This is a genomic window from Massilia varians (assembly GCF_027923905.1).
Taxonomy (GTDB): Bacteria; Pseudomonadota; Gammaproteobacteria; order Burkholderiales; family Burkholderiaceae_D; genus Telluria; species Telluria varians_B.
Map to the genome: position 1 here is coordinate 3,487,760 of NZ_AP026966.1, position 12,695 is coordinate 3,500,454.

The window sequence follows — 12,695 nt, forward strand, 5'->3', positions numbered from 1 at the left end:
GAACGTGGACGCTGCTGGCCGCTGCTTTCCGGGCTGCACCTGGCGCCCCTAGCCGGGATCCGGGGCGGGCCAGGGCCCGGCCGGCGCCTGCGCATACGCCGGGGCCCGGGTGTCGCCCACCACCGGGCGCAGCACCATCACCGGTACCGGCGCATAGGCGAGTAGCGCCTGCGTCACGCTCCCGGCCAGCAGGCGCCCGATCCAGCGCCGCCCATGCGAGCCCATCGCGATCAGGTCGCACCCGCGCTGGCGCGCCGCGGCTCGCGCAAGATCGATTGCGGCGTCGACGGCCGCTTGGGCCACCGGCGAGCCGTCGGTCGGCACCAGGATGCGTTTGTACATGAAGGCCAGCCCTCCCCGTGCCTAGCGGTGCACCAGCACCGGAATCAGGCTGTGCACCAGCACTTTCTGCGTCTCGCTTCCCAGCAGCAGGCCCTTGATACCCTTGTGCCCATGCGAGGCCATCACGATCAGGTCGCACAGCCGTTCGCGCGCGGTGGCGATAATGGCCTCGTACGGCTCGTCGGAGACCACCTGCACGCAGCTGCAGGGCACGCCGGCGTCGCGCGCGACTGCCGCCACTTCGTCCAGAAGGCGCTCCCCGTGCGCCCTGGTGGATGCGACATACTGGTCGCGGGTTTGCTCCATCATCTCGGCATTGGCCGTGAAGGTATGGAATTCGGGCGTGGCCGTCATGCCGACCACCTCGGCGCCCAGACTTTTGGCGAAGTCGACGCCGGCCCGGATGGCACGCCGTGATGCCTCCGACCCGTCGGTCGTGAGCAGGATACGCTTGTACATGGCAACCTCCATGGAAATGCCGGCGCCGCCGGCAGGATGATTCGAGCACGCGGTATTAGGCACCAGTTAGGCGGTTGCCATTTGAGAGAAACAGTGCCAGTTTGTCCCCCCAGGCTCGCAGTTTCTTTGATGTAGATCAAGAACAGAATAGCGGCTATCGACTTCCTTCCGGGACCAGTACCGCGGCGCCGTCGATCCTGCCGGCACGCAGCGCATCCAGCGCTTCGTTGGCCGCGCCCAGCGGGTAGGTCCTGACGGTGGTACGCAGCGCGCCGTGCGCGATCTGTCCGAAGAAGGCGTCGCCGTCGGCGCGCGTCAGGTTCGCCACCGAGCGCACGCAGCGCTCGCCCCACAGCAGGGCGTAGGGAAAGGACGGGATGTCGCTCATGTGGATGCCGGCGCACACCACGATGCCGCCCTTGCGGGTCGCCGCCAGCGCCTGCGGCACCAGTTCCCCGGCTGGCGCAAACAGGATGGCGGCGTCGAGCGGCGCCGGCGGCGCCGCGTCGGCGGCTCCGGCCCAGGCGGCCCCGAGCGCGCGGGCGAAGGCCTGCGAGCGCGTATCGCCGGGACGGGTGAAAGCGCAGACTTCGCGGCCCTGCTGCAGTGCCAGCTGCGCGACCAAGTGGGCGGATGCGCCGAAGCCATACAGCCCGAGCCGGCGCCCGCCCTCCGTCATCGCATAGGCGCGGTAGCCGATCAGTCCGGCGCACAGCAGCGGGGCCGCGTGCGCGTCGTCGTAGGCATCCGGGAGCGCATGGCAGTAACGTTCATCGGCCAGCGTGTAGTCCGCGAACCCGCCATGCCGGTCATAGCCCGTGAACGTGGCGCGCTCGCACAGGTTCTCGCGTCCGGCGCTGCAGAACGCGCAGGCGCCGCAGCTGCCCGCGAGCCAGGGAACGCCGACCCGCTGGCCCGGACGAAAGCGCTGCGCCAGCGCGCCGGCGCCGGTCACACGCCCGACGATCTCATGGCCGGGGATGAGCGGCATCAGGTGCGGGGGCAGTTCGCCGTCGACGATGTGCAGGTCGGTCCGGCAGACGGCGCAGGCGCTTACCTTGATGAGGATGTCCCTTCCCTGCGCCCGGGGAAGCGCAAGCCTAGCCTTGCGCAGCGGGCGGCCGGGCGCATCGAGCAGCATCGCTTCCATGGTGAGGCGCATCACACGACGCCAGCCGGTGGCAAGCGCGCTGCCGGTCTCTCGAGCCAGTCGGGCGAGCATGCGGGATGATCGGTGTCGGCCAGCGCACCGCTCCAGGCCTGGATGATGCGGCGGTATTCGACGCCGGCACGGCGGATCCGGCGCGCCATGTCGTACAGGCCGTTGGCCACGACGTGGTGACGCTGCACGCGCAGGTCGATGTCCCAGTCGACCTGGTCGGTGAGGCTGTACCAGGTGAATCCGATGACCGGATGGTCCTCCTGGCGCAGGCGCAGGACGTTCGCCCACTGGCGCTCCAGCCAGAATGCCGCGTTGAGCCCCTGGATCTGGTTGGTTTCTGTGAGCATGATCGGAAGCCGGTAGCGCTCGTAGTACTGCCGGGTCAGCCCGTAGTAGCCCAGCACGTTGGATCCGCGGGCGCTGCCGTCGGCGAACACCACGGACTCGCTCGACTCGTAGTAATCGGTACCCATGATGCATTGCGGCCAGATCTTGCGCTGCAAGAAATAGTCGAGCCGGGAAGCTATCATGCCGTTTTCAGACAGGTAGGCGATCATCTGCTCCGATGGCCTGCGGGCGTAGTTCAGGTCGAGGCTCAGGAAACGGAGATCGTTCAGGTAGTCGGCCTGGGAAGCCGCGGCCGGATCGAAGGGGTGGTAATAACGGGTCGACTCGCTCTGCACGAACCACGGCTTGCACACCTGGCAGATCGCCTCGCTGGCACGCACGTTTGCCTCGACCACATGGCCTAGCTGTGATGTTTCAATAGGTTGTTCATTCGGATTGGATTTGCGAAACTGGAAATCGCCAAACCCCCAGTTCTCAAGGAAACCAACCGAATGAACATCCATAAGAATGCCCGATTGACCTTCATCCGTCGAGTCGAAATGGTCGAAGACGTCCTGAAATCTCGTTTGCCTGATAGCCAAGCGGCGCAGTTATACGGCGTCAGCGCAGCAACCGTGCGCAAATGGGTCGGTCGCTTTCTCGCCGAGGGAAAGCCAGGTTTGGTTGACCGCTCTTCACGTCCTAACTGCAGTCCGCGTGCCATTGATGAATCGAAGGCGCTGACCATCGTTGAGCTGCGCAAGAAGCGAATGACGCAAGCACGCATCGCCGAGTATTTGTCGCTATCAAAAGCCACGGTAAGCCGTGTGCTCGGTCGTGCTGGCCTGGCGCGATTGTCGGATCTGGAACCGGCCGATCCAGTGAAGCGTTATGAGCACGAGAATCCGGGCGACCTCATACACATCGATACGAAGAAGCTAGGCCGGATCGAGAAGACCGGTCACCGGGCTACTGGTGACCGTCGTGACCGCAGCCGCGGTGCGGGCTGGGAAGTGTTGTTTGTGGCCGTCGACGATCATGCCCGGATTGCGTACACCGAGCTGCACCCTGATGAGTCACAGGAAAGCGCCTGCCGCTTCCTGGCGAACGCTCATGCGTATTACTGCTCGCTGGGTGCGAAACCCAAGCGGCTGCTGACCGATAATGGCTCGGCCTTCCGTGCAAAGAGTTTTAGCCGCGTTTGCACAGGGCTGGACCTGAAGCACCGTTTTACCAAGCCCTACCGGCCCCAGACCAACGGCAAAGCCGAACGCTTCATCCAGTCGGCGTTACGTGAATGGGCCTACGGCTTCGTCTACAAGAGCTCCGACGAGCGTGCAGCCACGCTGCGTGAGTGGATCCATCATTACAACTGGCATCGCCCGCACCAGGGCATCAGCGGCAAGGCGCCAATGTCCAGGCTCTCAACCAACCGAAACAACCTCTTGCAACTTCACACCTAGCGCCGTGACGAAGGCCTGGTCGCTGCGCAAGGCCTCGTTCCAGTAGCCGCGCAAGGCCGAGTACTCGGCGGTCACGAGCATTTCGTTGACCGGCGTGTACATCCAGACCCATGGAAAGCGGCGGGCAAATGCTTGCGCGTATTCCGCGAAATAGGCGGGGAAGTCAGGATTCTGGAAATCTCCCAGCCAGGCAGGCAAGCCGAAATGGCACAGGTCGGCAATCGGGACGATGCCAAGCCGGCGCAGCTCGGCGAAGGTCTCGTCGGCAAAGGACCAGTCGTAATGGCCGGGGCCGAGGTGGGTGCGGTGGTAGCAGGGTCCGTAGCGCAGGCAGCGCAAACCGAGTTCCTGCACCAGGTGGAAATCCTCGCGCCAGCGCCGGTCGTGCCCGGATGCGGCCATCTGGTCGATCCGGAGCGGCCGGCCGTCGGGACCCGCGATGACGGGGGCACTGTTCTCGATCCCGGTGCAGAACGAAAATGAACGAAGCAGGTTCTCGGGCGTCAGGGGCGGACAGGCCCGGCAGGTCGACGGCATTGTCTTGTTTCCCCCTGATGTCGCTGGGCTAGCGCCCCTGCCCCCCGCTTGCGCAGCCCTCATTGCACGGCAATTTGCTTCCTTCCCGTACCTGGGAGCCGCTGCAGCGTTCACTGCATACCGTGTCGCCGACGGTTTTTTGTTCCTGTTCGTAGATGGTGGCGCCGATGGACACCAGCCTGCCCTCCACCGGGATCTTGATGTCTTCTTCCTTGAAGCCGGGCATGTCCGCCTTCACCAGGCAGGCCTGGTCGGCTTTCTTCACGCCGATCCTGATCCGGCGCCCGTGCTCGACACTGCGCAGCGCCGGCGAGAGCGCGAAGTCGCGCATCGGATCCTCGATATTGCGCAAGCCGGACATGCGCATGACGTCGTGGAACGGCGCGAAACGGGTCAGGTTGTTGGCCACGATGTTCTCCTGGGTGAACGTGGAAATGCTGCCAGAGGTCCCCCTGCGGTTCTGCATCCGTGCGGACGGAAAAGCCGGGCCGCGATGCCGCCGTCTGCGGCCGTGCCCCACGGCTCGTCGTCCATGCTAGGAGTCGTCATGACTGGTCGTATGAGGCACGTCAACGTGCGGCGCTTGAAAGCTTCAGAGTTACGGACCATGAAACGCCTCCCGGCGCGCCACGCCGTCGAACGCCCGGGCGCAGGCGGTGCGCAGCTGAGCGAGCCCGCCTGTACCGCCCGTATCGATCACGAGCGTGTATGCGCGCCAGCATGGCTGCGTGATCCGGACGTCTCCGCCCATCCGGCCGGCCGCTTGGCTTGCGCTGGTGATCCTCCCGCGCTCAGCCTGCAAACGGCATGCGCGCTGCGATACCGAGCGCACGCTCGACCTCGACCAGGTTGCGCACGGTGGCAAGCAGCGAATCGGGGTTCAGGCTGATCGAATCGATCCCCTGCTCCACCAGGTAGCGCGCCACCTCCGGATAGTCGGACGGCGCCTGGCCGCAGATCCCTACATGACGCCCGTTGCGCCGCGCACCGGCGACCGCCTGGCGCAGCATCTCGAGCACGCCGGGATCGCGCTCGTCGAAGTCGAAGGCCACGATGTCGGAATCGCGGTCCACACCCAGCACCAGCTGGGTCAGGTCATTCGAACCGATCGAAAAGCCGTCGAACAGGCGCGCAAAAGCATCGACCTGGATCACATTGTTGGGGATCTCGCACATGACGTAGACTTCCAGCCCGTCCACGCCCCGCTCCAGGCCGTGCGACGCCATCGCATGCAGCACGTCCTCGGCCTCCTTGACGCGCCGGCAGAACGGAATCATCAGGATCAGGTTCGACAGGCCCATGTCTTCGCGTACCCGCCGCATGGCACGGCACTCCAGCGCGAACCCTTCGGCATAGGCCGGATGCGCGTAGCGCGAGGCCCCGCGAAAGCCGATCATCGGATTGGCTTCGAGCGGTTCGAAGGCGGCGCCGCCGAGCAGGCTGGCATACTCGTTGGTCTTGAAGTCGGACATGCGGACGATGACGGGTTTCGGGTAGAAGGCGGCCGCGATCGTGCCGACTCCCTCGGCCAGCTCGCGGACGAAGTACTCGGCAGGCGACGCATGGCCGCTGGTGATACGGGCGATCTCGGCGCGCTGGCCTTCGTCGCGCACCTGGTCCGGATGAATCAGCGCCATCGGATGGATGCGGATATGTTCCGCGACGATGAATTCCATGCGCGCCAGGCCCACCCCGTCGTTCGGCAGGAAGCGCGTGCGGAAAGCGAGGTCGGGGTTGCCGATGTTGACCATCATGCGGGTGCGCGGCATGGGCAGGGCCGCCAGGTCGGTGATGGTCCGGTGGAACGGCAGGCTGCCGGCATACACGTGGCCGACGCTGCCCTCGGCACAGGACAGGGTGACGGGGTCGCCGGTGCGGATCGTTCGCGTCGCGTTGCCGCAGCCGACCAGGGCCGGCACACCGGTCTCGCGCGCCACGATGGCGGCGTGGCAGGTACGTCCGCCACGGTCCGTCACCACCCCGGCAGCGGTCTTCATGACCGTGCCCCAGTCCGGCATGGTGGTTTCGGCCACCAGGATCTCGCCCGGCCGGAACTGGCCGAGCTGGCCGATGTCGGCGATGACCCGCGCCGTGCCGGCCGCAACCCTGCTGCCCACGGCGCGTCCGGATGCCAGCACCTCGCCCTTGCCGTCGAGATGGTACTCGTCCAGCAGGGTCGCCGAGCGGCGCGCGGCGACCGTCTCGGGACGTGCCTGGACCACGTAGAGCTTGCCGTCGATGCCGTCCTGCGCCCATTCGATGTCCATCGGCACAGGGTGACCTGCCCGCGCGCCGTAGTGCTCCTCGATGCGCAGCGCGGCCTCGGCCAGTTCCAGCACGGCGGCATCGTCGAGGCAGTAGCGCGCCCGCGCGTCCGGCGCGGTCGGCACATTGCGCGTGGTGCCCGCGGCGCCCGCCTCCGCGTAGACCATCCGCACCTCCTTGCCGCCGAGGCTGCGCCGCAGCACGCTGCGGCGCCCCGCGCGCAGGGTCGGCTTGAACACATAGAACTCGTCGGTATCGACCGTGCCCTGCACCACGTTCTCCCCCAGTCCATAGGCGCCGGTAACGAGCACGACGTCGCGAAAGCCGGTCTCGGTATCGAGGGTGAAGATCACCCCGGAACAGGCCAGGTCCGAGCGCACCATTTTCATCACACCGACCGACAGCGAGACCCTGAAGTGGTCGAAACCGTTCTCGATACGGTAGACGATGGCGCGCTCCATGAACAGGCTGGCGAAGCAGCGCCGCACGCTGTCGAGCAGGTCCGCTTCGCCGCTGACATTGAGATAGGTTTCATGCTGGCCGGCGAAGCTGGCGGTAGGCAGGTCTTCGGCCGTGGCGGAGCTGCGCACGGCCACCGTCAATGTTTCGCCATACTGCTCGCGCAGCGCGCGCCAGGCCTGCACGATGCCCTCCGCGAGTTCGGGCGGCAGGGGCGCGCCGTAGACGATGTCGCGCGCAGTCCTGGCACGCCGCGTGAGCGCGGCCACGTTAGTATGGTCGAGTCCGTCGAGGGCCGCGTGCAGGCCATCCCATGCCCCGGCGCGGTCCAGGGTGGCCCGGTAGGCGGCCGCGGTCACGGCGAAGCCGTTCGGCACCCGCACGCCCTGGCCGCCCAGTTCACGCACCATCTCGCCAAGGGAAGCATTCTTGCCGCCCACCAAAGGCACGTCCGCAATGCCCAGCTCTGCAAACCAGGAAATGAACTTGCCGGATGCTTCCATGGTCCCCTCCCCGGTGCACGCATCGTATGTCGACCGATCGTATCCGAGGAATTTGACTATCGCTTAATCTGGCTCAATACTCTCCCATGCGAACGCGAGCCAGTTTCATGCAGTTTTGAGGCTGCGGGCGCATACTCTCCCACCTGCTCAAGGAGGACAGCATGTACAAGCGCATCCTGGTGCCGACAGACGGTTCGCCCATCGCGACGCAGGCGGGCGACGCCGCGCTCCAGCTGGCCCGTGCCTGCGGCAGCGAGATCGTGGCGCTGTCGGTCGCCTTTCCCGAGGCATTCCTCGGCGGCGCCGAACGCGGACTCGTCAGCGGCGCCGGCCCCCAGGTCGACCGCATGCTGGCGGAGGCCGAGGGCCGTGCGGCCGCGGTGGCCGCGCGCGCGCAGGCCGCCGGCCTGGCGTCCGAGACGCTGGCCACCTACTCGCTCAGCCCGGGGGATGCCATCATCGATGCCGCCAGGGAGCGCCAGTGCGACCTGATCGTCATGGGCTCGCACGGTGCGGGCGGGCTCACCGGCAAGATCGCCGGCAGCGTCACCCAGCATGTCCTCGCCTACGCCGCGGCCCCGGTCATGGTGCTGCGGCCGCCGCGGGCCGATGCGGCCGTGAGCGTTGCGGCCGGTTTCTGAGCGGGCGCCATCCTGCGCCCTTCCCGACCCGCCACCCATGACGCTCCCATTTCCCGCCCTGCTTCGCTCCAGCGCGCACAGGACCGCATCCGTCCTGCTGCTGTACCTCGTGCTCGCCGCGTCGCCGCAGCGCGCGCCGGCCTTTGCCGCCCCGGTCGACGCCGGCGCCCTGGCGGCGCGCCTGTACGCGTCCGGCGCGCCGCCGCGCTGGCTGGAGCACGGGCAGGCGCCGGCACGGCTGGCACTGCGCCTGCTTGGGGATGCCGCCACCCATGGTCTGGACCCGGCGCTCTACCGGACGGACGAGCTTGCTCACCAGCTGGATCGTGCGGTTTCCCCCGACGACAAGGCAGCGTTCGAGCGTGCGCTCAGCACCGCCATGCTGCAGTACCTGGCCGACCTGCATGCCGGCCGCACGCCTTCGCCTTACCGCCAGGACCAGGACGCGCTCGCGGGCTTCGATCCGGTAGCGGAGCTGCGCCAGGCTGCCGCCAGCGGCCGACTGGCCGACGCCGTGGATGCGGCCGCGCCCGCATTGCCGCTCTACGCCAGGGTGAAGGCTTCGCTCGCGCAGTACCGCGAACTGGCGGGGCGGGCGCCGGAGTGGCCGGCCTTGCCGGCAGGCGCGGCGGCGCTGCGCGAGCGCCTGCGTCTGCTCGGCGACCTGGAAGGCGGTGTCGAAGAAGGCGACGCGGGTGCAGCGGGCTCCCCCGCCCTGGCCTCCGCCGTGCGGCGCTTCCAGGAGCGTCACGGCCTTGTCGAAGATGGGCGCGTGGGTCCCGCCACCCTGGCTGCGCTGGCCGTGCCGCCGGCGCAGCGCGCCGCGCAGCTCGCGCTGACGCTGGAGCGCCTGCGCTGGCTGCCGCCCTTGCGTGGACGCGTTATCGCCGTCAACGTGCCTGCCTACCGCCTGTGGGCCTTCGACCTCGGCCAGGCGGCGTCCACGCCGCTCGAGATGCGGGTCATCGTCGGCAGGGCCGCGGGGACACCCACTCCCTCCTTCCTCGGTCACATGCGCGCAGTCGAGTTCAACCCCTACTGGAACGTGCCGCGAAGTATTGCTCTGGGTGAGATCCTGCCCAAACTGGTTCATCACCCCGCTTACCTGCGCCAGAACGACATGGAACTGGTGGCGGCGAACGGCCAGGTGCTCGCCACCGCGGGGCCACAGGCAGTGGCTGCCCTGCGCACGGGCACCGCGCGGGTCCGCCAGCGCCCGGGCGCGAAAAACGCGCTCGGCAACATCAAGTTCGCCATGCCGAACCCGATGAACATCTATCTGCATTCGACCCCGTCGCAGGAATTGTTCCAACGCGGACGCCGCGACCTCAGCCATGGTTGCATACGCGTGGAGCACCCGGCCGCGCTGGCCAGTTTCGTGCTGGCTGACCCTGACCGCTGGAGCGAGCAACAGATCGCCGCGGCCATGCGCCCGGGGCCGCCGCGAACGGTCAGCCTTGCCACCCCGGTGACCGTCATCCTGTTCTACGCCACCGCAGTGACGGACCGCCAGGGCCGTGTGCTGTTCGCGAACGACATTTACGGACGCGACCGGCAGTTGAGTGCAGCCCTGGCTTCCCGCTGACCGTAGGCGCCGATATCAGCGGGAATTGACAAGCGCGGCCAACGCCGCGCGCCCAATACCCAGCAGTCGGTGGCGCCTTGACCGTTCGCACAAACCGGGGCGACTGAGACGCCTCAACGGGGCCGGACGTCCTGTTTGAGGGCGGCCAGCGCCATCTTCTCCACCAAGCCGGGAGCGATCAGCTTGAGGAAGCGCCCAAGCCTGCCCTTGGCCGTCATGACGACTTCGCGCCGGCGCGCGTCCATTCCCTCGATGATCAGGCGCGCGCATTCCTGCACGCTCATCGCGCCTGCTTCATCGAGCCCGCTCACGCCGGCCTCCTCGCCGCGTGCGTTGAAGCCGCGGTGACGGATCGCGGTCGCCACCACGCCCGGATAAGCGGTGGTCACGGACACGCCATGGCCCTTCACTTCGGCGCGCAGCGCCTCGAAGAAGCCGGTCATGGCGAACTTGGTGGCGCTGTAGGCGGTGCGCCCCGGCACCCCGACCAGGCCTGCCAGCGAGGACACCGCGACGATCCTGCCGGTTGAGGCCTTCAGCGCCGGCAGCGCCGCCTGGGTGCACCAGACCGCGCCCCACAGGTTCACGCGCATCAGTTCCTCGTACCAGGACAGGTCTTCGACTTCCTCGAACAGCGCATGGGCCGAGCGCCCGGCATTGTTGACCAGCACGTCGATGCGGCCGAAATGCTCGAGGGCGCTGATCACCAGGCGCCGGCACTGGATCTGCACGCCGACGTCGGTCGGCACCACCAGCGTCTGCGCGCCGAAAGCGGCACATTCGGCCGCCACCGCGTCGAGCTGCTCGGCGCTGCGCGCCGCCAGCACCAATGCGACGCCTGCGCCCTCTTTCGAGGCCAACTGGCGCGCCATCTCGGCGCCAATCCCATCGGAAGCGCCGGTGATGATCACCACACGGGTCATCGCAGGATATCCGGCTGCTGCGACTTCACGATCTGCAGCGCGCTGGCGATCACGCTGCTCATGTCGCCCATGTTGGCCGGCACGATCAAGGAGTTGTTGGTCTTGGCCAGCTTGCCGAAGGCGTCCACGTAGTGCTCGGCCACGCGCAGGTTGACCGCGTCCATGCCGCCCGGCTCGCGGATCGCCGCGCCCACTTGGCGCAGCGCCGCGGCACTGGCTTCGGCCAGCGCGACGATGGCGCTGGCTTCGCCCTGGGCGCGGTTGATCGCGGCCTGGCGTTCGCCCTCGGAACGGGCGATCGCCGCTTCGCGCTCGCCGCTGGCGATGTTGATCTGTTCCTGGCGCCGGCCCTCCGACGCCGCGATCAGGGCGCGCTTTTCGCGCTCGGCGGTGATCTGGCGCTGCATCGCGTGCAGGATCTCGGCCGGCGGGGTCAGGTCCTTGATCTCGTAGCGCAGCACCTTGACGCCCCAGTTGGCGGCCGATTCGTCGATCGCGTTGACGATGGTGGTATTGATGTGGTCGCGCTCCTCGAACGTCTTGTCGAGCTCCATCTTGCCGATCACCGAACGCAGCGTGGTCTGGGCCAGCTGGGTGATGGCCTGGATGTAGTTCGAGGAGCCGTAGGAGGCGCGCATCGCGTCGGTCACCTGGAAGTACAGGATGCCGTCGACCTGCAGCTGGGTGTTGTCCCTGGTGATGCAGACCTGGGGCGGCACGTCGAGCGGAATCTCCTTCAGGCTGTGCCTGTAGGCGATGCGGTCGATGAAAGGCACCACGATGTTCAGGCCGGGCGCCAGCACGGCATGGAACTTGCCGAGGCGCTCGACCACCATCGCGTGCTGCTGGGGCACCACGTTGATGGTCTTGAAGATGAATACCAGGGCGATGATGAAGATGACGATCGCAACCGTGCCGGAGGTGAATTCCATGAGCATCCCTTGTAGATGAGTAGTATTTATTAGATTGTCTTATGAATCGGCCACGATCAGGCGGCTGCCGCGCACTTCCACGATGCGGTAATCGCCCGCTTCCGGCTGCGCGCCCGGACCGAGCTCGACGTCCCACAGCGCGCCGCGGTACATCACGCGGGCGCGGCCTTCCACCCAATGCGGGACGGCGACGCGCTGGCCGATGTCGAGATTGACGTTGCAGTCGCGGGTGGCTTCGGCCTTGGCCGGCTTGCCGAAGCGGCTGCGGTGCAGGACCGCGGTGGCGGCCAGGCCGACCACGGCCGCGGTCATGATCTGCAGCGGGCCGCTGGCGCCCGTGACGGCGGCCAGCGCGCCGGCGCCGACGCCGATCGCGATCATCAACAGGTAAAAAGTGCCGGTGAACAGTTCGGCAATCACGAGGACGCCCGCGGCCACCAGCCAGCCCATCCAATCAGTCATCTGCTTCTCCTCGAATGAATCAACAAAGTAAAAAACCCCCGCGACCTGCGACAGGCGGCGAGGGTTCAACGGTGTCGGGTTGGGTGCCGATTCTGTGCTTTCTGCCAAGAAGTTGTCGTTGCCAGTGTAGCAGGCCTGGCGAGGATTGGAAGCGCCAGGCCGCCGTTTATCGCAGGCGCATGAAGCGGGCGGAACAGCGCGCGTGGCGGGCCCGGCGCGAGCGTCACTTATGCGATGCTTAAACCGGCGCCGGCGCCACCGGCGGCCGTCAACTGCGGCGGCCGGCGCGCGTTGAGTGGGGGAGCGACTTGCTCATACCCGACTCAGGACAGGAGATCATCATGAAATCGACTTTCAAGCTGGCCGGCGCCGCACTGCTGATGGCTTCGACCGCCGCCTTTGCGGCGCCCCAGGCAGCCGCACCCGCCAACGCGCACCCCGCGGCCGCGGCCCATGCCAGCGCGCCGACCAAGACCGAGGTCAAGGCCGAGAAGAAGCAGATCACGGCCAATGAAAAGACCGCGCTGGCCAACTGCAAGACCATGAAGGGCGCCGAAAAGTCCGCATGCAAGAAAGACGCGGTAGCGAAAGCGCAGCATGCCAGGGCCCACCTGAAGGCCAAGCACGCCTGATCC

The 12,695-nt window shown here is 67.2% G+C and carries 14 protein-coding genes; 4 read left to right on the plus strand and 10 right to left on the minus strand.

The window, feature by feature from the left end; translation table 11 throughout:
* Positions 1-48 precede the first annotated feature (48 nt).
* From MasN3_RS15620 to MasN3_RS15635, 4 genes are all read right to left on the minus strand, one after another.
* On the minus strand, positions 49-342 hold the full coding sequence (locus tag MasN3_RS15620; RefSeq protein WP_281908364.1) for a universal stress protein: 294 nt from the start codon (positions 340-342) through the stop codon (positions 49-51).
* A 21-nt stretch (positions 343-363) separates the two neighbouring features.
* Positions 364-801, minus strand: a complete 438-nt coding sequence (locus MasN3_RS15625) for a universal stress protein (RefSeq protein WP_281908365.1) — start codon at positions 799-801, stop codon at positions 364-366.
* A 154-nt stretch (positions 802-955) separates the two neighbouring features.
* Positions 956-1,951, minus strand: coding sequence for a zinc-dependent alcohol dehydrogenase family protein (locus MasN3_RS15630; protein WP_281914521.1), 996 nt, complete (start codon positions 1,949-1,951; stop codon positions 956-958).
* Between the two features lie 11 nt (positions 1,952-1,962).
* Positions 1,963-2,691, minus strand: coding sequence for a hypothetical protein (locus MasN3_RS15635; RefSeq protein ID WP_281908366.1), 729 nt, complete (start codon positions 2,689-2,691; stop codon positions 1,963-1,965).
* Positions 2,692-2,802: 111 nt separating this feature from the next.
* On the opposite strand from MasN3_RS15635, the gene MasN3_RS15640 reads away from it, so the two are divergent.
* Positions 2,803-3,753, plus strand: coding sequence for an IS481 family transposase (locus MasN3_RS15640; protein WP_281908367.1), 951 nt, complete (start codon positions 2,803-2,805; stop codon positions 3,751-3,753).
* On the opposite strand, the gene MasN3_RS15645 is transcribed toward MasN3_RS15640, so the two are convergent.
* From MasN3_RS15645 to ppsA, 3 genes are all read right to left on the minus strand, one after another.
* Positions 3,715-4,290, minus strand: coding sequence for a family 1 glycosylhydrolase (locus MasN3_RS15645; protein WP_281908368.1), 576 nt, complete (start codon positions 4,288-4,290; stop codon positions 3,715-3,717). The two genes, MasN3_RS15640 and MasN3_RS15645, sit on opposite strands and share 39 nt — an antisense overlap.
* Before the next feature lie 28 nt (positions 4,291-4,318).
* On the minus strand, positions 4,319-4,699 hold the full coding sequence (locus MasN3_RS15650; protein WP_281908369.1) for an Hsp20/alpha crystallin family protein: 381 nt from the start codon (positions 4,697-4,699) through the stop codon (positions 4,319-4,321).
* 382 nt (positions 4,700-5,081) lie between these two features.
* Positions 5,082-7,517: a phosphoenolpyruvate synthase gene (gene ppsA / locus MasN3_RS15655; protein WP_281908371.1), complete on the minus strand. Its 2,436-nt coding sequence runs from the start codon at positions 7,515-7,517 to the stop codon at positions 5,082-5,084.
* Between the two features lie 161 nt (positions 7,518-7,678).
* Here ppsA and MasN3_RS15660 point away from each other — a divergent pair, with 161 nt between their 5' ends.
* Positions 7,679-8,158: a universal stress protein gene (locus tag MasN3_RS15660; RefSeq protein WP_281908373.1), complete on the plus strand. Its 480-nt coding sequence runs from the start codon at positions 7,679-7,681 to the stop codon at positions 8,156-8,158.
* Between the two features lie 37 nt (positions 8,159-8,195).
* Positions 8,196-9,743 carry a L,D-transpeptidase family protein gene (locus MasN3_RS15665; protein ID WP_281908374.1) on the plus strand — a complete coding sequence of 516 codons (1,548 nt, stop codon included), beginning with the start codon at positions 8,196-8,198 and terminating at the stop codon, positions 9,741-9,743.
* A 113-nt stretch (positions 9,744-9,856) separates the two neighbouring features.
* On the opposite strand, the gene MasN3_RS15670 is transcribed toward MasN3_RS15665, so the two are convergent.
* The 3 genes from MasN3_RS15670 to MasN3_RS15680 are packed head-to-tail and all read right to left on the minus strand — an operon-like array spanning position 9,857 to position 12,060.
* A complete protein-coding gene (locus tag MasN3_RS15670; protein WP_281908376.1) occupies positions 9,857-10,666 on the minus strand; it encodes an SDR family oxidoreductase in 810 nt (269 codons plus the stop codon).
* Entirely contained in the window at positions 10,663-11,598 is a 936-nt protein-coding gene (locus MasN3_RS15675; protein WP_281908377.1) for an SPFH domain-containing protein, read from the minus strand. Before MasN3_RS15675 ends, MasN3_RS15670 begins: the two co-directional genes overlap by 4 nt.
* A 39-nt stretch (positions 11,599-11,637) precedes the next feature.
* Entirely contained in the window at positions 11,638-12,060 is a 423-nt protein-coding gene (locus tag MasN3_RS15680; protein WP_281908378.1) for an NfeD family protein, read from the minus strand.
* Between the two features lie 341 nt (positions 12,061-12,401).
* On the opposite strand from MasN3_RS15680, the gene MasN3_RS15685 reads away from it, so the two are divergent.
* Positions 12,402-12,692, plus strand: coding sequence for a hypothetical protein (locus tag MasN3_RS15685; RefSeq protein ID WP_281908379.1), 291 nt, complete (start codon positions 12,402-12,404; stop codon positions 12,690-12,692).
* The last annotated feature ends 3 nt before the right edge of the window (positions 12,693-12,695 follow it).